Origin of the sequence: Gemmatimonas groenlandica, from assembly GCF_013004105.1 — a bacterium.
Lineage (GTDB): Bacteria > Gemmatimonadota > Gemmatimonadetes > Gemmatimonadales > Gemmatimonadaceae > Gemmatimonas > Gemmatimonas groenlandica.
Genome location: NZ_CP053085.1, coordinates 4966813 through 4988439, shown reverse-complemented (window position 1 = coordinate 4988439; position 21627 = coordinate 4966813). Strand labels below are relative to the sequence as shown.

Sequence of the window (21627 nt, the reverse complement as noted above, 5' to 3'; positions counted from 1 at the left end):
GTTAACCGCGCTTCTCTGATAGTTTCGCAATTCGGTCACGTGCATTCTGCACGACCGGCTGTAAGGCCCGATCAGCGTGCTTCCACAGCTCTACAAAGTCCCCGTAGCGCTGAACCGCACGCTTGCTGTCTCCACGGGCTTCGTACAGTTCACCAAGACGCCGGTACGCGCGCGCCAGATGACGCATGTGATGTCGACTCGCGCGTTGCGACGTCGACATGACGTAGCGCTCGTAGTACATGACTGCCGAGTCGGCGCGACCCGCGAGATCATAGGCGCGAGCCAGATCTCCCGTGGTGCAGGCGCGGCAATAGGGATCTGCGCCCGCGGTGAACTCACGAATAGCATCGGCTCCGCGTCGCTCGGCGATGGCAATTTCGCCCCGGGCCGTGGCGACCTGCGGACCAAACCGCTTTCGATAGCGATCGGGAATAGCGGTATTCCAGTCTGTTGCCAACCGTTTCGCCTCGGCCACTTGCCCGAGCGACAGACGGGCGGCGATGAGGCTCGGATAGTTCCGGTTCAGCACTGGCAAGTTTTCCCAGCGAGCTTCCGCCAGCGCGTCATCGAGCAATGCGCGCGCGGTGACTGTATCACCCAGTAGCTCCACTCGCAGAATCGCCTCATCGGCAGCGCTGCCCACGACGCCAGCTGGAGCGCCTGTGGCGCGCGTAATCGTGCGGCGCATTTGCTCTACGCCAAAGGTACTATCCAGCTTACCGGAAATCGCGAAGGCAGAACGCCTGTACCGTGCGGCAGTCAGTCGATCGTTGTCGTTTGCCGCACTAGCGAGCATCTGCTCTGAAACCAACAGCACGGAATCAGGGCGGCGGATTCCGATATACAGAGCCATTCGAACCCGGGTTGAAACGGGGTGCGATTTCCCCAGTACGCTTTCTATGCGAGCGAGATTGCTCCGCGCTAATGCAAGTTGTCCTTGCTCCAGCGGCGCAATGACCGAATAGCCGGACACCGAACGTGCCCGCAGTTCGTCGGCCAGATTCTCGCGGAACAATCGGTCTGAGAGTGCCAGTTCCCCCTGAAGCTCATACGCACGGGCAAGGCTATTGCGTACAACGTGCACGCGTATGGGGCTGGCCAGCGACAGTGCTTGCGTCAGAGCCTTTGTCGCCGTCGCGTAATCGCCCGCATGCATTGCCCCCACGCCAACGGCGCTTGCGCGCCCCTCGGCAGACGGAATTCGCGATTGAAGTCGACTCGCTTCGTCGAAGCTACGCAGCGATTCGTCCAAGTAGACATCAAGCTCTGCGTTCTGATCAATGTTGAACGCCATCGCTCCACGCCAGCCCCAGCCGAAGGCAAACTGACTGTCAGTACGCACGGCTGTTCGTAACCGATTTATCGCCTCGAAATATCGTCGCGTGCGAAAGTCATCGGTCGCCTCCAACCACAGTCGCGCCGCCTCTGCGTTCGTGCCCAGGACGCGCCCCGTGGGTTGTGGTGCTTCTACGCGACCAATAGCGGCCGTGATGAACGCTTTGGTGCGCTGTGCAACAGCAGCTGTGGCGGTCGACAGTTCGGTTGCTCCCGCGGCGCTCTGCTCAAAGCGCGCAATGGTGCTGTCTCCCTGCGTGGTTCGTGCTTCGGTAGACAGCACATACCCATCGCCAACACGAGCCACCGACCGCAGCAGATACAGATGGGCACCCAGATCACGTGCGAGCGCGATGACCGAATCGCGCAGTGGCGGCGATTCACGAAATCCGATATCCCGCGCCAGCGACGCAATGCGCTCGTCGCCGAATGTCCACAGCCGAGCATCGGTAGCCAGTTCAGTGAGCTGCGCTGCCGACAGATTTCCTGCCACCACGCTGTCGGCCGGGTCGTGTACTACGGGTACGAAATACACTGCCAGTCGCTCGCTATTGGCGAGCTCCTTGGAGGTGGAAATGCTCGGCGTCGTCGGTCCTCGCCGATTCATCAGTGCGACCACGCCCGTAGCAAAGACGAGCAGCGCGGAACCGGCCATCAGCATCGCGCGCAGTGACGAACGCTTCGTATCACCAACCGCCGGCGGCATCACGTTACCCGACTGCGTCAGCTCCAAGCCATCGAGTGCGCGCAACAACGCCGTCGCGGTCGCCGGTCTGTCGGCCGGCGCCTTGGCGAGACAGTGCATGACCAAGCACGCCAGCTCGGCGGGAACATCGGGACGCCACGTACGCAACTCGGGAGCAGGGGTGGCAATATGCGCCGCAATCATCGCCGACGATGACGTGGCGTCGAATGGTCCACGCCCGGCGAGCATCTCATAGCACACGAGCCCTGCGGCATACAGATCGGCACGGCCATCCACGCTGTCTTCGGCCGCTGCTTGCTCTGGCGCCATGTACGCCGGTGTACCAATGGCCAGCCCTGCCGATGTCATGGTGGCACCGCGTTCCGACTCACGCGTCGACGCCGTCACCGCTTTCGCCACACCGAAGTCCATTACCAGCGCGCGACGGCCATTGAGCAGAATATTCTCCGGCTTCACATCGCGGTGCACAACTGAATGTGCGTGCGCCGCCTCAAGCGCCTCCAGCACGTCACGCCAGATGCGCACTGCATCAGCCACCGGCAGCGCGCCGTCGCGTGCAAGCCGCACCCGCAGCGTATCGCCCTCCACGAAGGGCATGGAGTACCAAAGCAGTTCGTTCGATGCATCGGCCGTGAGCACCGGCACGATGGTCGGGTGCTGCAACTGTGCCGCCAATCGGATCTCACGGCGGAACCGTTCGGCACTCACCGCCGCCGCCATGTCCGGCGGGAGCACCTTGATGACGACCTTGCGGCCGAGGGCGACCTCTTCTGCCAGGAATACTCGACTCATTCCACCGCCGCCAAGATCGCGGATGAGGCGGTAGCTGGTGCCGACGGCAGACTGCAGGGCCGTGTTGAAGCTCGGGCCCGTATGCTCACCCAGCTCGTTGGATCGGCTCACTCGCGCTTCCCCTCATCACCAGCGACGAGCCCTCGAAGTCTGGCAAACCAATCGAGTTCCACCACAAGCTCCCCCTCATACAGATTGCGGCTTTCGACAAACAGAATGCGACCGTCGGGCGCGACGTCGTAGTTGGCGCGGCTCCCATAACTCACGATGCTCCGTCGCATGACAGTGTCCCGTGACGAGAGCGCCAGCGCCGCGTCATTCGCGAATCTCGCGGCGATCAATACGTTACCGCTTCGATAGTAGAGCACGCGACCATCGCGCGACCAGAGGGGCTCGATACCCCCAGTCAGGGAGATGCGGGAGCGACTGCCGCCGGCAAGCGGCACGACATACACCTCACGAGCACCAGATTCATCGCTGACGAACGCCACCCACTGACCGTTTGGTGAGATAGAGGGCGCTTCGTCGCGCGCCGCGCTGTGCGCCAATGGGCGAGGAGATGCCCGGCTCTTAAACTCCCGCACCAAAAGCTGAGACGTCGCTGCACTTCGCATCTGATACACCAAGTGGCGGCCATCCGGTGTCAGTGCCGCGTCCACGATTCTCTGGCCAGCCACCGTGAGCAGCGTCTCGGCGGGTCCGCCGTCCACCGATTGCCACCACACTTCACCATTGGGCGTCGACGCGCTCAAGTGGCGGAACAACACGCGCTTGCCGTCGGGTGTCCACCCGAGAAATACGACGTCTCCCTCCGGTGTATTGAGCCGTCGTGAGGTGTTGAGGGAGCGGTCGTAGATCTGGATGCTGGTGGACCCGTCCGTTGTGGTGACGTGGTACGCGATCAGGCCGAGGTCAGGTGAAAAGCGAGCAGCGGCAATTGCACTCTTGTCTGCGCGCAAGACCTCCTTGGCGTCCCTTTCATCGCCGAGCATCAAATTGCTACTGACCGTACGCGTGCGAGACACCATGACACCGGTGCGCGAGATTGCCACCGTGCAGCGATTCGACGAGACACGCACATCGGCGAGCAGTTGCACCGGTCGCGTGCTTGCACTCGCTCCGGTTGGCGCGTACGGTGCAACGGCGAGGGACCCATCCGGTGCGCAGTAGACGAGATGCTGGTCTACGACGCCGAGCGGCATCGTACCCGCGACTCCGAGATCGGTAGTCTGACCGTTCGTGAGGTCCATCGAGACAATCGATGAAATGGCGGCCGTGCCGTTCCAATGCACCGCGAGCATCGTCTTGCCGTCTTCGAGAACGTGCGGAAGAATGAGACTCCACTTGGCAACCGTGTCGGGCACGGCGACCAGTTCCGGCGTTCCCCCATTCGCTGACACGACCGCGATTCGTCCGTCGAAAGACAGGACGATGCGCAGACTGTCGGCCCATGCCAGACCAGAACCTTGCGAGGTGGCGAACCGGGACAGCAGGACAGGCGAACCACCAGCTAGTCGGGTCTTGTAGAGTTCATTATCCCTCAAGAACGCCAGCCACTCTCCCGACGGCGATATGGCCATATCCCGCGCTCGCTCGGTGCCTTCAATAAGTCGCGGCGTGATATCCGTAAGCTCTCGTGCATAGAGACGCCGCACGCTATCGGCACCTCTCGCGGCGAACACGACAACCCGTCCATCGGGTGTCACAGCATCCTGCTGACCGACCACGGCGGTCGCCGGCGGGCCGAGAATGGTGAAGCGCGCGGCGAGCGGGGATACAGGAGGCACAGTCGAGGGGCGCGTCCACGGCCACGGTGCGAGCGTGAGGAGCGCCGTGACGCCGGCGGCGACAGCGAGCGCTCCGAAGCCAAAGCGACGATCGCGAGGGTGGGCGGTCTGCTCGCTGCGATTCGTTGTTGTGTCGCTTTCTGTTGGGTCGGCGCTGGCCGTGCGCAGCCGGTCCGCGAACGCTCGCGCGCTAGGCGGACGATCGGCCGGAAGCTTTGCCAGCGCATCCATGACGGCACGTTCGACATGGGGCGCGATGGTATCGCGCACCGTCAGCATGGAGGTGGGGCGTTCGGTGAGCACCTTCGCGACAATGGCCTGCAGGCTGCTCCCGGTGAACGGCGCGTCGCCTGTCAGCATTTCGTACGTCACGGCCCCCAACGCATAGATGTCGGTGCGCGCATCAATGGCGCGCTCCCCCATGGCCTGCTCGGGGCTCATGTACTGCGGCGTACCGAGGGAGAGCCCCGTTTGCGTCATGCGGGCGCCGCCGGCGCTTTGGACGGCGAGGGCGATACCGAAATCGGCGACCAGCGCGTGCCCGCCCTGCAGCAGGATGTTCTCCGGCTTGATGTCGCGATGCACAATGCCCAGCTCATGCGCGGCACCGAGCGCATCGGCGACTTCGCGCGCGATGAGCAGGGCGTCATCGAGCGGCAGTTGACGTTCTCGATCGAGGCGCGCGCGCAGCGTTTCGCCACGCACGTACGGCATGACGTAGTACAGCAGGCCGTCGGCCGCGCCGGAGTCCAGCAGCGGTAGAATGTGCGGATGCTGTAGTTTGGCGGTCGTCTTGATCTCACTCAGGAACCGCTCGGCGCCCAAGGCCGCTCCCAGGTCGGGATGCAGCACCTTTATCGCCACGTCGCGCTCGTGCTTGAGGTCGTGCGCGAGGTACACGGTGGCCATGCCGCCAGCGCCGAGTTCGCGGTCGACGCGGTAGCGGTCGGCAAGGGCGGTGGTGAGACGGTTCAGCACATCGCTCATAGCGCACCCACACGCCGACGCAGCGCCTCGAACGGCGGATAGCCGTTCATAAACGCGAATTCGGACATGATCTCAGGACGTAGTGCGCCGTTTACGTCGTGCTCCGTTACCAACAACCAGCGCATCGCGCGCTCGCGGTCGCCCACATTGGCCCATGTCAACGCCAACTGCCACGGGTCGGTGTACCCGGTTTTCGCTGCGCGCTGAAGCAATCGGGCCTCGAGCAGCAGCGCTTCAGCACTGGCCTCGACTTGCCGCCCGAGCTTGCCGAGGATCTGCGCACCGCAGATGGACGGTGGTGGCGTAAAGGCACGACAGGCGACCAACGCCTCAGCGAGCTTGTTCTGATATCGCAGCAACCAGTGGCTACACGGACCGTAGCGCTGCTGGTCCACGTCGCGCGCACGGCGGCACACCTCCTCCGCGGCGTGAACGTACCCGGCCTCCACCAGCGCGCGATTCAGCGTCATGTAGCGAAAACGAAGTCTCGACGATGGATTGCGCCGATCAAGCCGCAGCGTCAGTTCGGCCGCTTCCTTTCCCTGCTTTGACTCCCGCAGCATAAGTGCGAGAAAGATCATCGCGCTCTCATTGAGAGAGTCGATCGCGAGTGCACGCCTAAGGGTGGCGATGCCTTGCGGGCGTTGCCGCCGGTAGTAGTACTGATCCGTGCCAAGACTGACCAACACAGAAGGATTGAGCGAATCGAGTGCCAGTGCCCGCGCGAGCGCGACACGACCGGGAACCACGGCATCCTTTGCGGGCATGTAGTCGTCGCCCATGTAGAACCACGCCTGCGCCAGCCCGGCCCACGCATCGACGTACTGTTCGTCCAGCTGCGTGGCGCGTTCAAACAGCGCGATCGCTTCGCGGAGCGATGCTTGCGTGTATTCGTCGGAAAGAAACTGCGCGCGGAGCACCAGATCGTGTGCGTCCACATTGGCCGTGCCACCGGCGACGCGAAAATCCCCCGTCAATTGCACACGCAGTGCCTCGGCGATCGCGCGCGCGATGCGCTCCTGCACGGCAAACATGTCCTTCATGTCGCCGTCAAATGTGCCGCTCCAGAGCGACAGACCGTCAGCCGCATTCGTGAGCTGCATTGTGACACGGAACTGCGTGCCGCTGCGACGCATCTGCCCTTCGAGCACGGTCCCGACGTTGAGTCGCTCGGCGACATCGCGCACATCGACTGGCTTCGTGACATCGATCGACAGTGCCGAGTTGCGCGACGCCACCCGCAGCCCCGGCACGCGGGCGAGTGCGACTGTCACCTCGTCCGTCATCCCCTGCGCGAAGTACGCGTTCGCGGTGTCGCCGGCAGCGTTGACGAGCGTGAGCACCGCCACGGACTTCGCAAGAGCGGCGTCGCCTTTCGTAGACGTACCTACGGCCGCCGCACCCGCGCCACGGAACTGCCAGACCGCCGCGGCGAGCACGAGTACGGTGAGGGCGACGATCGCCGGCAGGAGCCGACGGCGCGCGACCACCGGAGCCGCCGTCGCCGTCGCGCTCGGCGCGGGACCATGTGCCATCGTCGGCGCGATTCCGCCACTCGGCGACGCGATGTCGTCCAGCGCCCGCACAATCTCCAACGCCGATTGCGGCCGGTCAGCGGGTCGCTTCTCGAGGCAGCGCATCACCAGCGCCACGAGCGCCGGCGGAAGCGCCGCCCTTCGCCGCCCAAGTGATTCGGGCGCCTCCGTGACATGCGCAGCCAGCAGCCCTTGGGCCGACCGACCGGTGAACGGCGGTTGTCCCGACAACAGTTCGTACGCCATGGCGCCGAAGGCATATAGGTCGGCGCGATGGTCTACATTGGGATCAGCACTCGCCTGCTCTGGTGCCATGTACGCCGGCGTGCCGAGGGCGACGCCGAGCGACGTGACCATGCCCGCGCCGGTGTCGCTGGAGGCGCTGAGCGCCTTCGCTACGCCGAAGTCTGTGACCATGGCGCTGCCCGCCGACACAAGCACGTTGTCGGGCTTGATATCGCGATGCACGATGCCGCGGTCGTGGGCGTAGCCAAGCGCTGACGCCACCTCGCGCAGGAGTCGCACTGCTTCGTTCACCGGCAGCTCGCCGCGCTGATCGAGACGCGCCCGCAGCGATTCGCCTTCCACGAAGGGCATGGTGAAGTACGGCACCCCATCCGCGTCGCCCGCGGACAAGAGCGGCACGATGTGCGGATGCTGCAGGCGCGCGGCGACCTGAATCTCGCGCGTGAAGCGCTCGAGCGAGACCTGAGCCGCAGCGTCACTCGGCAACACCTTCACCACGACGGAGCGGCCAAAGGCGTGTTCGGTGGCCACAAAGACACGGCTCATGCCGCCGCCGCCCAGCTCACGATCGATCGTATGGCTGGTGCCGAGCGCCTGCTGGAGGCGCTCGCGTAGGGCGTCTGTCACATGGTGTCGGTGAAAGTCCGCATGGCGAGTGTGCGGGTTCCGACTGGAAGCCAGCGAGCGCCGGGCGGCCGGCGCATTGATTCCGGCGTAGCCAATATGGGACGTGGTGCTTCTTCACGCTACGACGCGTCACCAAGCGACCACCGAGGGCGTAGCGTACATTCACCGCCTTGTCCGTAGGCTGCATGGCACGGGCCAGTGCGCACTTTCCACATTTATGAATCTTCATATGACTGCCGCACGCGCCCGCGGGCATTTCCTCGGTTCATTCGTCGTCGCCGCATTCGCGTTGTTGGGCGCGAAGGTCCTGCCGGCGCAGCCCGTGGCACGCCGCGCTGACAGTGCCGCCACTGTCGAAGTGCAGCGCATGCTCGACCTGCTCCTGGCAACCAGCAGCATGTATGCGGTGCATCCGGCGACCGGGCGGACGGTGGAGGTGCGTGCCGACCTTCCGATGAACACCATGAGCACGATCAAGATTGCGATCATGCTGCTGGCCTATCGCGATGCGGAGGCCGGGCGACTCAATCTCGAGGAGCGCATCACCCTGCGCGAAGAAGATCGGCGGGGAGGAACGGGGATGCTCAAGCGCTTCTCGCCCGGCATGACGGTCACGTATCGCGATCTCGTCGATCAGATGATCATCACGAGCGATAACACGGCGACGGAAGCGTTGATCGTCAAACTGGGCTTCGATCGCATCAATGGAATGTTGCGTGAGCTGGGGTTTCGTGAAACACGGTTAGTTCTCACGCTGTCGCAGTTCTATCGCAATGTTGCGGTGGCCATCGCGCCGGAGCGTGCATCGCTGAGTGATGCAGAAATCTTTCGGGCGCCAGGGTTGAGCGGGCCAGTGGCCGCCGCCAAGCGCTTCGAAGCGGCCGTCGATTCGACGAGGTGGCTCGGACGCACAACCGCCCGCGAGATGACGACGCTGCTCGAGGGTATCTACACGGCGCGGTACGCGAGCAAAGCCAGCAGTGCATCCATGATGGGGCACCTGTTCGGACAATTCTACACGAGCCGATTGCCGGCCACCTTGCGCTACCGTTCCGACGTGCGGATCGCCCACAAGACCGGCGATTTTCCCCCGACATCCGGGAGCGACGTCGGCGTCATCGAGTACCCCGGGGGACCGCTGTTCATCAGCGTGTACACCAATGCGAACCGAGGCGATTTCGGGCAGCTGGAACTCACCATTGGCCGCTTGGCCGAGCTGCTGGTGAACAGGTGGTGACGTGAGCGTCGCGCGAGCACTGAACATCCCCACCCTACGCATTGCACTTTGATCGCGGTGGACTTCACTCGTCATCGCAACACCTTTCGCGTACGCGTAAGCGCTTGAAAGCGCGCGTTCCCGGCCAGCGCGTTCAAGTATGGGAGGTCGGTTGCAGGCATGTTGGCTGATCGCTCCTCGATGGCCTTCGCGACCCATTCGAGCGCGGTATTCGTGTCGCCAAGCTCCGCATAGATCGCTCCGATGAAGTCGGCGGGCACGTAACGGGTCGCGCGCTCCTTCGAGGGCTTACGCGACCGGCACGGCGGCTTCACGTTGGCCGACATGTGCATCTATCATCGCGACCAAGGCCCGTCCGAAATTCCCACTCCTCACGAAGAAGGGGCGAGCCTCCGCCGTGCGCCTCTGCCTGAGAAAGATCAATCCACGAAACATGTTGACGAACGGGTTCTCCGGGTTCAGCTGCAGCGAGCGACTGAGCAGTGAATCCGCTTCCGCGTTGCGACCAGGGGTTGCCAGCGCGCAGGCGCCGTAGCCAGCGGCCAGTCCGTCGGATGGCTCTACGCGCAAGACACGCGTCGGCATGACGATTGCACTCTCTGGACGTTGCTCAAAAAGGAGTGCCGCGGACCGCGTTGCGTGGGCCGATCGCCCTCGCGAATGCTCGACATCCAGCATACCGCCGCGGCTAACCCGTTGTCTTTCTTATAGATAGAGAGCCTGTCCGGAGTTCGACCAGAAAACGGTTTTGCCGACAGATGTCCCAGGAGGTGTGTCCGTGGAACGTGAAGTTCGCAGGCGAGCTGTCCGAGCCAGCATTCGCCTCGCGCGACATGTTGCTCGATGCGGGCTCACGTGAGGGCACGCGGGCGTTGGCGCGTGAGATGCTCATGATGGACGCCGCCGATTACGCCGCAGCGTTCAAGGGCAGCGCGATCAAGCGCGCCAAGCTGTGGATGCAGCAGCGCAACGCGTGTGTGGTACTGGGCAACGTGGGCACCGGCGACGATCTGGCGGTGCTCGAGGCGATGCGGGAGCACGAGCATGCGGTGGTGCGGGAGCATGCGGCGTGGGCGATTGCCCGCATTGGTCGACACCCGCCACCGTGATGCGTTTAATGGGTTTGCGATCAAGACAGTTTTCAACGACTCTGACCCCTCGAAACTCCTCATACACAAAGACGGCGGTGCCGAAACGCACGGGGACGTAGTTCGAGCGTGGAAACACGGGGGCCGTATAGCCAAACGCCGTCGGCAGCATGGGTCCCCAGATCAGCGGCCGCACCGTGAGCACCAGCGAAATCCAGAACTTGTCGCGGAACATCGCGACGGAGTGCCCGGTGTGCTTGTCGTGCCCGGAGCGCACGAGCGCGCACGAGCACGAGCGCCTCGACGAGCATCAGCCCAGTGCTCCCCCTCGTTCCACCGCCCATTCCTCTGTAGTCATGGTTCATCATGAAACCATGACCTGTAAGATGCCGGCAAGCACGTGGGAGCGTTGCAGCACGTGTCCGATCGTTTCGGCTGCTTCCCATACCTGCACTTGCTATGCGAGTACACCCAACGTCCCGCCGCACGCCGCGTGATCGCCCGGCAGTGCCGGAGCCGAGCTTCGCCAAAGCGAATGAGCTTGTTTCGCATGGAACCGGGTAATGGATAGTGGTGGGGTGGTGAAGCCTCGTTGCAGGTGTTGGCACCGCGATGCCATCGGGCGATGAAGGTGCGAGCATCGGTGCCGTCAGCGCCGACGCCACACTGGGCCGGAGTCGTCCGGTGCCCTATGGAGGCGGATGCTGCGGTCGTATCGGCGTGCTGTTCGCGCCAGGACCACCGACGTAACGGCACGGGCGTGCGAAATGCCCGTACTGGCCCGGTCACGCCGCGAACATGTCGCGGCGTGTGCCGGCATCACTGACCCAATTCAAGGAGCGTCACATGGATCGAAGCACGACCCCGTCACGATTGCACGGCGCGCTGAGTGCAGCCCTGTTGTCTGTCATGGTCGGCTGCGGCCGCGATCAGCCCGCATCCACCGGCCCCGAGCTTGCCACGAGTTCCCTGCAAAAGGTCGCTGCCGCTCAGCCGGCGGTCGCCTCGGGCACCCTACGATTGGTGACGACGACGACCACTGGTGCCGCCGCGACCATCGGGAGCACCACGTGTGGCCTGTCGGCAGACGGAAATCTTGTGCTTTTCGCGAGCACCGCGCCGAATCTGGTTGCAGGTGACAACAATGGCACCAATGACCTGTTCCTGCGGAACCTCACGACCGGCCTGACCACGCGCGTCACAACGGGTACCGTCGGGGTTCCGATTGCCGGCTTCCCGAACTGCGCCGGCACCACAATGACGCCGGATGGCCGCCTCGTCGCATTCAATTTGGCCAACATGGTCTTCGTGAAGAACACGCAGACCGGCCAGCTGCAACAGGTGTCGCCGGCGGCGGGCACGGTACCGCAGGTGACCGGCTTTTTCGGTGGAGTCCTGTCGGACGACGGGACCAAGGTGGTCTTTTCCACGACGCCGCAACAAGTCTATCTGGGGGCATACACGTGGGAGAACGTGATCCCGGCGCGACTGATGCTGCGCGATCTCACCACCGGAAGCGTCGTCACACTGCCCACCGACAACGTCGCGCAGGGCGAGGTACTGACCAGCAGGTTTGCCATCTCTCCTGATGGTACGCGTGTCGCATTCGTCTCCTCATCGGCCAATCTCGTGAACGGCGACACGAATGGCCGGCCGGACGTGTTCGTGCGCAATCTCACCGACGGCACCACCGTGCTGGCATCGAGCACCAGCGCCGGGGTGCCGGCCGTCGGTGTCTCCCAGTACTGGTCGCCGAACTTCGTGTCGAACACCCAATTGGCATTCGGCACCGGTGGGCCCAGCAACCTTGGCGAAAGCGGACTCTATCTCAAGGATCTGGTGTCGGGCTTGATGACACTGGTGCTGCGTGACGTCGATGGCGGTAACACCGCCGTCCTCTCCGGTGACGCGCGTCTGGTGGCCTTCTCGAGGAATTACAGCGGCTTCAGCGCACGCATCTTCCTGCGCGACCGACTCACGGGCATCGAGACCGTGGTGAGCGCCAGCGCAAGCGGTGCAGCCAGCGATGGCAGCTCGACGGGAGCGGTCATCTCGCGCAGTGGCACGCACGTGGCCTTCGGGTCCAGCGCCAGCAATCTGGTCTCCCCCCGACCGCCACAAGGGGTATTCCAGATTTACGCGAAAGCGATCGCGAGATAGGCCGCGGCGCGGTCTGCCAGCATGTTGTTGAATCAACGCGCGCGGCGTGAGAGCGCCGCGCGCGAGAACGCCGCGTCTACCGGATGGGCCAGCGCTGGTCGGAAAGGATCTCACACCCGCGTGGTCGGCTCGGCATGACCGCTCGCTAAGCTGCTGGCCACCGTAGCGCCGGATATCTAAGACCGCCGCACGATCTCTAGCACGCATGCCAGAGCCAGTCACTTTCGGCGGACTGCACACGCTCGCCGATCCCTATCGGACAAGCACATTCGTGAGTTCAACCGAATCAGCCTGCAGGCGCACGACGAGCCAGGACTGAACGCGCCTGCGCTCGTCTGCAGACGGAAGGCGCCGCCAACGTGCCACCACTCCAAGGAGCTGTTGCTTTCTCGTGCCCGTGTCGACGACCACGGGAGCGAGACGACTGACACCGAGTGCGTTCAGTGCAGGATAGAGAGCTGCGAGTTCCTGCGTGACCGCTGCCGTCGGGAGTTCACGCGCGCGAAGCCGGGACGCCTCGTCCTGCAGCGTACGAATAAGGGCGTCCTTCGCGCCGGAGTTCGGCTCGGGCCCTCGCTCCAGCCGCGAGTCGTTGCTCTGCTGCAGTCCTTCTCGCACGAGCTCGCCGATCTGTCCTGGGGAAAGCTGTTTCGAAAAGGGCTGACGCAGCGCGAGCCTCGTGCGGGACAGACCATACGAAGGCAGCCGCTGCTTCAGCGAATCGACCGCGGCCGATGTCATCGGTTCACCGATCAGTGTCGCCTCGATCGACGAGCTGTCGCGCCGATAGGTGAGGGCGACGTTCAATGCCGTTTGATCCGCGAAGTTGAGCTGCTCTGCGACAAAACGTCGTGCCGCGCTGCGGAATCGGGTCTCCTGCACCGCGGTCCACGCGGTATACGCGCTCGGTACCAAAAGGCCAAGAGTCATGAGCACGACGAGTACGTGAGCCCGAGCCGTGCGTGATTCGTCATCGGCTGTGGCACGTGCAAACCGCATGACTCTGACGAATACGAGCGTCGCCAAACAGATGAAGAGCGCGTTGATCACAAAGAGGTTCATCGCGCCGAAGAAGAACCACCAATCGAGATGCGCGAGACCAAAGCCGGCGGTACACAACGGCGGCATCAGCGCCGTGGCGATGGCAACGCCAGGAATCACCGTGCTCTTATTCGCCTTCCGTGATGTCGCGACAATGCCAGCGCCACCGCCGAACAAGGCGATCAGCACATCGTACAGGTTGGGGTGCGTGCGTGCGAGCAACTCGGATTGCGCATCCGCCAACGGCGAGATCGCGAAGTAGAGCGTGGAGGCTCCGAGCGCGATGCCCGTCGACACCAACAGGTTTCGCGTGCTGAGGCGCAGCAGCGGCAGATCGTCTGTTCCGAGCGCAAACCCTGCGCCGACGATCGGCCCCATCAACGGCGAAATCAGCATCGCGCCGATGATCACCGCCGTGGAGTTGACGTTGAGCCCGACCGACGCAATGAGAATCGCAAACGCGAGGGCCCACACCCCCCCACTCCGAAGCTCGGAGGCCTCACGCACCTGCTGGATGGTTGACTCGTAGTCGGTTTCCTCGCGAAGCGACAGCACTTGCCGTGCGAGCGCGATGAGCGGCCGGCTGCGTGTCGTAATCATCGTTCGGCCTGCGTCGGACGCACGCCCACCCCCAATCTCAGCAGCGTGTAGCCAACGACGCCCGCCAGCGTCGATGCGCCAAGCACTGCCAACTTGGCGATGTCGAGCTGCTCGGCCGACTTGAACGCCAGTCCGGCGATGAACAGCGACATGGTGAAGCCGATGCCGCCAAGCCAGGCCGCACCGTGGACGTGCCCCCACGATGCGCCGCTCGGTAAGTCGGCTGCCCCGCCGCGCACCGCAAGGAAACTGGCCAGCGTGATCCCGATCGGCTTACCGAGCAACAGACCAAGTGCCACGCCAATCGCGATTGGATCGGTAGCCGCCGCGCCGAGGTCTGTACCGAGCGAGACACCGGCGTTCGCGAGCGCAAAGATCGGCATGATGAAAAAGGCCACGACGCCGTGCAGCGCGTGCTCCATCTGCTGCAGGGGAGACTGTGCGGCGTCGGCGGCGGACTCGAGTGACTGCAGGGCGTCCTGGTGTCCCTGATTGGTCAGCACCGTTGTGCCTTCTTCGTCGGACGCGCGAAAATCGGCGAGACTTGCCTCGGCCGAGGCAAGAAACTCGTCTTCGCTGATGCGCGTCCGTGCAGGCACCGTGAGGGCGAGCAACACGCCGGCGATCGTCGCGTGGATCCCCGACTTGAGCATGAAGAGCCACAGCACCGCGCCGAGGAGCGCATAGGTGGCAGGTCGCCGTGCACCGGCGCGGTTGAGGCCGATGAGAACTAGCAACACGACGCCCGCCGCACCGAGCGCCGACCAGTCGATGGCGCTTGTGTAGAAGAAGGCGATGACCAGTACCGCCCCCAAGTCGTCCGCGATGGCCAGCGCGGCCAGAAACACCCGCAAACTAGACGGGACGCGGTTGCCGAGCAGCGCCAGGATACCAAGCGCGAAGGCAATGTCGGTGGCCATTGGGACGCCCCAGCCAGCTGCCCCGGGACGGCCCGCGTTCACGCTTGCAAAGAGCAGCGCAGGGACCAGCATCCCACCCAGCGCCGCAGCCACCGGTAACGCGGCGGATCGACGCGTGGAGAGCTCACCGATGAGCACCTCACGCTTGATCTCGAGCCCAACGAGAAAAAAGAAGATGGCCATCAGCCCATCGTTCACCCACGCGTGAAGCGGCAGCGCGAGACTGAACGTCGGTGTGCCGACGCTGAACGGCGTGTCCCAGAGGTGATGATAGGCTTCCGCCCACGGCGAGTTGGCCCACACCAGCGCCACGGCGGTCGTCGCGAGCAGCAACAGGCCACTCGATGCGTTCGTTGAGAAGAATCGCTGAAACGGACCGAGCACGCGCTCGATGAGTGGTGCGGGTGCAGACGTTTCTAGCGGCGCTGTTGTCACGGCGTCGAGATGTGATGTGCTGCTCATTGGCTTCACCAGGCTCGCGGGAGAGTCGGGGTTTACTCCCGGTCAAGGTACAACGCTGACGCGGTCCCGATAAAATACCCAGCTCGCGTACGCAAGCTCCCGTCCCCGGCATGCGCCTATCCACCCGCTCGAGACAGGCTTCGTGACGGTTCGCGAAGGGCGGCTCTGTCTCTCGTTTCGGTCGCGGGTGAGCCGGTTTCGTCGGTTTTCGGGTGTGGCTATGTGAGCACCATGCTCTCCAAACCCCACTCAAGGAGAATTGCCGATGACCCGAACTCTCGCCGCGTTGAGCCTGCTCGCGCTCGCCGCTTGCTCCGACACCGCGCCAACCGCGCTTACGCCGACCGCCACCGCCGCTTTCAACAGCAGCGGCGGCCAGTCGGCAGGGGCGGTCTACACATCCACCAATGACGCGGTCGCCAACGAAGTGATCGTGTTCCAGCGCAGCGCCGATGGACGCCTGAGCCAGCGCTCCGATGTACCAACGGGCGGCACCGGAAGTGGCGCCAGTAATCTGGGATCGCAGGGATCCGTGACGCTGGCAGAGAACGGGCGCTGGCTGCTCGTCACGAATGCCGGAAGCAACGATGTCAGCGTCTTCCGCGTCGACGGCACGACACTCACGCTGACCGATCGCGAACCATCAGGCGGCACCTTCCCAGTGAGCGTCGCGATTCGGGGATCCGTTGTGTACGTACTGAACGCCGGCATGCCAAACAACGTGCAGGGCTTCACCCTGTCGCAGGACGGTACGCTGAGTCCATTGGCCGGCGCCACACAACCGCTCAGCGCCGCGATGACGGGACCGGCGCAGGTCGCCGTCGATCCGCAAGGCACCCGGCTTGTGGTCACGGAGAAGGGAACGAACCGCATCTCGACTTACCCCCTGTCGGGTAACGGGCAGATCGGTAACCGTGTCTCGTCGCCATCGGCAAGTCCAACGCCGTTTGGCTTCGCGTTCGACAACCGCGGTCGTCTTGTGGTGTCCGAAGCAGTCGGCGGCGCGCCGAATGGGTCTGTGCTGTCCACATACGCGATAGCCAACGACGGAACGCTACAGGTGATCAGCGCGTCCGTGCCGACGCTGCAAACGGCGGCATGCTGGGTGGTGATCACAAACAACGGCCGCTTGGTATTCACCACCAACACCGGTAGCGGCTCGGTGTCAGGTTTCGAACGCAGCCCGGACAACAGTTTGTCGCTGCTCGCGTCGGTGGCCGCCAACACGGGAGCCGGTAGCAGTCCGATCGACATGGCACTGAGCCGCAATAGCCAGTACGCCTACATTCTCTCTCCCGGAAATAACACCCTGCGCCCGTATACCGTGAACGCCAACGGAACGCTCAGTGGACTGGGCCCGGTGAATGGCATTCCGAGCAGCGCGTACGGACTCGCGGCGCAGTAGGAAACCGCGTAGGCGCGACGCACGCACGGCCCTGAACCGTAGGTTCAGGGCCGTGACGTCGATTCGCTCGTGTCGAGCTTGAGCGTAGCGTTCGTGGAAGGATCGCGAAATTGATGCAGCATGGCGTGGGAGTGCGAACGTATATCCACACTGAGCCGTGACAGTGTCGAACTCTTCCCGGGGGGCTTCGCACGACGGGCTACAAGGGCGCGTGCGCCATCGACACGTTGAACGGGTCGCACCAGATCAGGACCCAGCCATAGGTCACGCCCGGCGGCACCTGGAACGTATATGTCTGCGCGCCTTGGCGACTTTGCAAGGCGCCAACGCGCAACGGCTGTCCCGTGTTCGCGTTGTTGGTCGTATTCAGGTACACGACAGGGCCAGGTGTCTGCGCGATATTGAAGTTGCTCGAGAAGGTCAGCCGCGCGACGCCGTTCTCAGTCACGAGCGTCGCCGTACCAGCCACGGCGTAGCCGGTGCGCACGAATGCCGACGTTCGTCCGGATCCGGTGGGCCCTTCGACCGGGGTCACTGCCACGGCGTCCGGTGCGGTGGGCGGGACCGCACCGTTGCAGCCGACCGCGGAGCCGATACACGTCGCCGCGGCAAGTAAACACCAGCGATGGAGATGGGCACGCTTCATGGTCGAGGTTTCCAGGTGAGGGATTGTACGTCGGCCACCGCGGCCAAGTGCGTCTGATCGGTATCCTGCATCAAGCCGACGCCTTCGATAGGCGGTGGTTCGGCGCCCCACGAGCGCCGATAGTCCGCCGCTGGGTCGACGACGACGTCAACCCACTCCCGCGCGTCCTGCGCGGCACCCGCACGCACTACGTACAAGTCGGGTGAGGTGAAGGAGCGACGCCCTTGGTACGAGGACGGTTCGGCGCCACCGATGGTGTAAAACAGCGCGCGCGGCGTGCGGTTGAGCCAGCCCGTCCGTCGGAACACCACGAAGACACGGATCGCGGCGTCATCGCCGGATCGCGTACGAAGGTCGGTCCCATCGGGCGACCGTACGACTCGCCACCTCCAGTGCAATGCACCACTGGTCTCGCTGATCGGCGGTGTGAGGGCGTAGCCAAGAAACGCGGCGCGAGCCTGACCGGCGATACGCAGGTACCGCATCGAACCCGAGTCGACCACGATGGTATTCGGTGGGCGCTGCCCCCGAACCGGTTCGAGTCGCCAACCCGGAGGCAGCGCGTCGCCTACGCGCGCCAGGTCCAGGCGCAACAGGTCCCGCGTGACGGGCGTGGGAACCCGTCGGCCGGCGATCGGTGCGGTCGATGCCATCGGCCGGAGCCCGGCCTGGCGATCAGTGGTCGCTTCAGCATGCACCGTCGTTGATATCGGGCCGACCGCGCTCAGCAGCCCCAACGCCGTGCGGCAAACTCCCGACGTGAGCAGCCACATGGGACGCCACCGGCGCGTGAACCGTGGCAGTCCGCACACATCGCGGTACCGACCGGTTGGCGACGTCACGAAATGATTGCGGCAGTGTTCATTTGCCGGAAACCGTGAGGCGTTCGGCGACGGTCGCGAGGTATGGACTGTTCCACAAACCGGGGCCATCGCGAAGCGATGCATACCACTGCCCGGCCGCCGCCGTCTGGCCAAGCGCGCGCAGCGCGTCGGAGCGCGCGAGCCGATCGGCCTGCTGACCAAGCGCGGGAGCAAGCGCTCGTATGTCGGAGGGAATGGCCACCGCGCTGCGTTCGAAGGCCGCGAGCGCCTGCGCAGGCTCGCCCCGTGCCATGGCCAGGTGACCGCGCAGTGCGGAGGCAAGCGGCTTCGCCAGGCGGCCCGCACCAACCAGCGTCGACAGTTGCTGCTGCGCCCGCGCGAGTCCCGCGGTGTCGCCGAGTTGTCGGCCGAGCATCCCGACCAGATAGAGCCGCAGCGATGAGTGTTCCTCGCGGGAAAGCTCGCGCATCGAGGTGGCGGGCGCACGCGTACTCTCGAGCAGGCGGCGAACCGCCCGCAAAGAATCCGGATGCACGCTGACCGCCGGTGAAATCATCATCAGCGCGCGATGTAGCAGCGTTGCGTCCGCATCAATCAGGGCGGCCTCACGCCAGCGTTCACCGGCCGCCTCGGTATTGCCACTACTCCAATCGAGCGTGGCAAGCGCAAACAGTCCTTCCACGCGCATGGCCGACGGATTCGTCGGCGACACCAGAACGGTGGCGAATCGTCGCGCGGCGCGCAGGTCGCTTGGATCCGAGCCCGCGCGTCGCAGCGCGATCAGCGCACTCACCGGATCATCGATGGCGCGGTCACCCAGTCCCATCCGCCGTGCATGCAGCGCGAGGTATGTTCGGCGGATCCCGGGCTGTTCGCCGGCGCTATTGGGGCTGAAATACATCTGAAACAGCGTATCCAGCTCCCCACGATGGCCTGCGCGAGCCGCGAGCTCCATGAGATACACCGTCACTTCGCGATTGCGTCCGTCCAACGTCATCACTTTCCGGAACGGGACGGTGGCATCGGTCGTCGCGCGTCCGAGAAACTGGTTGTTCTCGAAGAGAGTCTCGCCAAGCAGCATCCACGCATCGACATCGGTAGGGTAGTCAGACACGATTTGTCGAAACTGCCGTTCCGCTTCCAGGGGACTGCCAACCCTGAGCGCGTGATACCCACGCACGATCTGTTGCAATCGCAGCGGCAATGATGCCGAAAGATCGAACGCCCGCCGGACCGCGAGCGCTTGCAACGAATCCACCTCACTCCATCGTGCCGCCCGCGCGAGCCGATACCACGCCAAGGCGAAGAGCGAATCTTCGCGGATTGCGCGCGAGAACAAGGCGACGGCCGATGCCGGGCGGGCATCGCGCAACTCGCGCTCGCCATCGAGATAGGCGCGCAGGGCCTGGCTCGAGGCGGTCATCGTAGCCGCCAACCCGGCGACGGTATCACCCGGTGCCTGCAACTCGGCGGCGAGCAATTGTCGCACGAGTGACTCCACTCCAGCAAACAGACGATCGAACCGCGCGACACTGACCTGTGCGCGTGCAACGTCGCGGCCGTCGGCGTGGTGCAGCGTGGCGCGAACGGTGAGCCCTTCGCCGGCGCGTACCACACTGCCGACGACGTATCGCTGCGCGCCCAGTTGAATCGCGAGCGTGCGAGCGGTCGCCGAGTCAATGGCCGCCGCACCGATGCTGCGACTCGCGCCGATACTCGAGTTGGGGTCGACGCCCCGAACAAGCGCGGTCGCGTCAAAGGCCGGCGTCAACAAGTCCACCATGCCTTCGCGCAGGTATTGCAGCTCGTTGCCACCGCGCACGGCGAATGGCAGGACGGCGATGGACGGAAGGGGACCGACGATTCGGGCGACTTCGAGTGGAGCGGTGATCGGGCTCGTCGTGCGACTGCGGCCGAGCGTCCACACCACGAACGCGATGAATGCTGTTGCCGCGAGGCCGAATGCGATGCGCGAGAAACGCTGCAATGCGGACGGCCGGACCATCGGTATCGACGGTACGTGGGCGTTCGAGCGCGGCGTGGTTTGCACCGACGGGCCGTCGAGTGACTCGAGTCGCGACAGCACCTCTGCACCATTGGCCGGCCGCTCCGCTGGCGACTTCGCGAGCATGTCAATGATGAGGTTAACGAGCGGAAGGGGAATACTTTCGCCATCTTCGCGCACGATCGGCGCTGGCTCGTGATCTATGATGGAATAGAGCACTGCTGCTTCCGAGCTGCCGGAAAACGGCCGCCGGCCAGTGAGCATCTCATGCAGGATCACGCCGAGCGCCCAGACATCGGCACGCGCGTCGGCGACGGCTCCGCGCAGCACCTCCGGTGCCATGTAGGGCAGTGTACCGGCGGCGGCTGCACTGCCTGCGCTGAAGGTCGCGTCGTCGGCACCGGCGCGTACGACGACGCCGAAGTCCAGAATCTTGGCGACTTCTCCGTCGGCAAAACCAACGTTGGCCGGTTTGAGATCGCGGTGGACGATGCCAGCACGGTGCGCACTTGCCAATCCACTCGCGAGCTGACGTGCGATCGCAATCGAGTCGGCGACTGGCAGTGGCCCAGCGCGAACACGATCACGTAGCGTTCCACCGCGGCAGTAGTTCATCACCAGACACAGGCCACCGTCGTCCGTTTCTTCGATGGCGTGCACCGCGCAGACGTGCACGTCGTCGAGCGCCGAGGCGGCCTGCGCCTCGCGGATCAAACGTCGTCGGGCAGCAGCGTCCGTGAACTGTCCAGGCGCAAGAAACTTGAGCGCGACATCGCGGCCCAGCATCGTATCGCGCGCGAGATATACGACTCCCATGCCGCCAGTCCCCAGCAGCGAACGGACTTCGAAGTGACGCACGCTGCGGCCGACGAGCGACGCGTGTGCACTTGATTGCGCCGGTGGTGACTGTGCTGCCGCGGCCTCGGCGACCGTGTCCGGATGTATCGCGCGCTCAGCGACAATTCGTTGCACTTCGCTGTCTGCTTCCGAGGTCGCGGCCCCGAACGCCGGATGCACGACGTCCGTCGCCAGTGCGCGAAGAAAGTCCGGCGCCGTATCCGCGCATGCGATGAGCGCGAGCAGTTCCGCCCGAAACGTTGCGTCATCCCCGTAGGTCGCGTGCACGAATGCTTCACGCGATGCTGACGGGAGCGACATCGTCGACTCGAACGCGGTAGCCAGACGTTCCCACGCCTCGGCGGAGAGTTCGGATGATGTCCGTCT

Annotated in this window: 13 protein-coding genes; 4 read left to right on the top strand and 9 right to left on the bottom strand. The window is 64.4% G+C overall.

Annotated elements, in window-relative coordinates; all coding sequences use genetic code 11:
* Position 1: 1 nt before the first annotated feature.
* From HKW67_RS21465 to HKW67_RS21455, 3 genes are read right to left on the bottom strand one after another with little or no spacing between them, the layout of a single operon-like run.
* Positions 2-2944, bottom strand: coding sequence for a serine/threonine-protein kinase (locus HKW67_RS21465; RefSeq protein ID WP_171227347.1), 2943 nt, complete (start codon positions 2942-2944; stop codon positions 2-4).
* Positions 2941-5607, bottom strand: coding sequence for a protein kinase domain-containing protein (locus tag HKW67_RS21460; RefSeq protein WP_171227346.1), 2667 nt, complete (start codon positions 5605-5607; stop codon positions 2941-2943). The genes HKW67_RS21465 and HKW67_RS21460 overlap by 4 nt, the downstream gene beginning before the upstream one ends.
* A complete protein-coding gene (locus HKW67_RS21455; protein ID WP_171227345.1) occupies positions 5604-8015 on the bottom strand; it encodes a serine/threonine-protein kinase in 2412 nt (803 codons plus the stop codon). Before HKW67_RS21455 ends, HKW67_RS21460 begins: the two co-directional genes overlap by 4 nt.
* Positions 8016-8244: 229 nt before the next feature.
* Here HKW67_RS21455 and HKW67_RS21450 point away from each other — a divergent pair, with 229 nt between their 5' ends.
* Positions 8245-9252, top strand: coding sequence for a serine hydrolase (locus HKW67_RS21450; RefSeq protein ID WP_171227344.1), 1008 nt, complete (start codon positions 8245-8247; stop codon positions 9250-9252).
* Positions 9253-9323: 71 nt separating this feature from the next.
* Here HKW67_RS21450 and HKW67_RS21445 read toward each other — a convergent pair whose 3' ends face one another.
* Positions 9324-9584, bottom strand: coding sequence for a hypothetical protein (locus HKW67_RS21445; RefSeq protein WP_171227343.1), 261 nt, complete (start codon positions 9582-9584; stop codon positions 9324-9326).
* A 426-nt stretch (positions 9585-10010) separates the two neighbouring features.
* Between HKW67_RS21445 and HKW67_RS21440 the strand changes: the two genes are divergently transcribed.
* Complete coding sequence (locus tag HKW67_RS21440; RefSeq protein WP_171227342.1) at positions 10011-10361, top strand: hypothetical protein; 351 nt, start codon at positions 10011-10013, stop codon at positions 10359-10361.
* Between the two features lie 825 nt (positions 10362-11186).
* A complete protein-coding gene (locus tag HKW67_RS21435; protein ID WP_171227341.1) occupies positions 11187-12500 on the top strand; it encodes a TolB family protein in 1314 nt (437 codons plus the stop codon).
* 252 nt (positions 12501-12752) lie between these two features.
* Here the strand turns inward: HKW67_RS21435 and HKW67_RS21430 are convergent, their stop codons facing one another.
* A complete protein-coding gene (locus HKW67_RS21430; protein ID WP_171227340.1) occupies positions 12753-14141 on the bottom strand; it encodes a DUF389 domain-containing protein in 1389 nt (462 codons plus the stop codon).
* A complete protein-coding gene (nhaA, locus tag HKW67_RS21425) occupies positions 14138-15523 on the bottom strand; it encodes a Na+/H+ antiporter NhaA (RefSeq protein WP_171227339.1) in 1386 nt (461 codons plus the stop codon). The genes HKW67_RS21430 and nhaA overlap by 4 nt, the downstream gene beginning before the upstream one ends.
* A gap of 265 nt (positions 15524-15788) precedes the next feature.
* Here nhaA and HKW67_RS21420 point away from each other — a divergent pair, with 265 nt between their 5' ends.
* Positions 15789-16928: a lactonase family protein gene (locus HKW67_RS21420; RefSeq protein WP_171227338.1), complete on the top strand. Its 1140-nt coding sequence runs from the start codon at positions 15789-15791 to the stop codon at positions 16926-16928.
* A gap of 199 nt (positions 16929-17127) precedes the next feature.
* On the opposite strand, the gene HKW67_RS21415 is transcribed toward HKW67_RS21420, so the two are convergent.
* From HKW67_RS21415 to HKW67_RS21405, 3 genes are read right to left on the bottom strand one after another with little or no spacing between them, the layout of a single operon-like run.
* The gene (locus HKW67_RS21415) at positions 17128-17574 is read right to left on the bottom strand and encodes a DM13 domain-containing protein (RefSeq protein WP_171227337.1); all 447 of its coding nucleotides are present in this window, start codon (positions 17572-17574) and stop codon (positions 17128-17130) included.
* Complete coding sequence (locus tag HKW67_RS21410; protein WP_171227336.1) at positions 17571-18416, bottom strand: DUF3047 domain-containing protein; 846 nt, start codon at positions 18414-18416, stop codon at positions 17571-17573. Before HKW67_RS21410 ends, HKW67_RS21415 begins: the two co-directional genes overlap by 4 nt.
* Before the next feature lie 19 nt (positions 18417-18435).
* Positions 18436-21561 (bottom strand): serine/threonine-protein kinase, encoded by a 3126-nt coding sequence (locus tag HKW67_RS21405; protein WP_206044529.1) that lies wholly within the window; start codon positions 21559-21561, stop codon positions 18436-18438.
* Between the last annotated feature and the right edge of the window lie 66 nt (positions 21562-21627).

Excerpts from the sequence above, each read along its gene's own strand:
- HKW67_RS21405 (WP_206044529.1), bottom strand. The coding sequence starts at position 21,561 with ATGTCGCTCCCGTCAGCATCGCGTGAAGCATTCGTGCACGCGACCTAC.
- HKW67_RS21445 (WP_171227343.1), bottom strand. The coding sequence starts at position 9,584 with ATGCACATGTCGGCCAACGTGAAGCCGCCGTGCCGGTCGCGTAAGCCC.
- HKW67_RS21430 (WP_171227340.1), bottom strand. The coding sequence starts at position 14,141 with ATGATTACGACACGCAGCCGGCCGCTCATCGCGCTCGCACGGCAAGTG.
- HKW67_RS21460 (WP_171227346.1), bottom strand. The coding sequence starts at position 5,607 with ATGAGCGATGTGCTGAACCGTCTCACCACCGCCCTTGCCGACCGCTAC.
- nhaA (WP_171227339.1), bottom strand. The coding sequence starts at position 15,523 with ATGAGCAGCACATCACATCTCGACGCCGTGACAACAGCGCCGCTAGAA.
- HKW67_RS21440 (WP_171227342.1), top strand. The coding sequence starts at position 10,011 with ATGTCCCAGGAGGTGTGTCCGTGGAACGTGAAGTTCGCAGGCGAGCTG.
- HKW67_RS21415 (WP_171227337.1), bottom strand. The coding sequence starts at position 17,574 with ATGAAGCGTGCCCATCTCCATCGCTGGTGTTTACTTGCCGCGGCGACG.
- HKW67_RS21450 (WP_171227344.1), top strand. The coding sequence starts at position 8,245 with ATGACTGCCGCACGCGCCCGCGGGCATTTCCTCGGTTCATTCGTCGTC.
- HKW67_RS21420 (WP_171227338.1), top strand. The coding sequence starts at position 15,789 with ATGACCCGAACTCTCGCCGCGTTGAGCCTGCTCGCGCTCGCCGCTTGC.
- HKW67_RS21435 (WP_171227341.1), top strand. The coding sequence starts at position 11,187 with ATGGATCGAAGCACGACCCCGTCACGATTGCACGGCGCGCTGAGTGCA.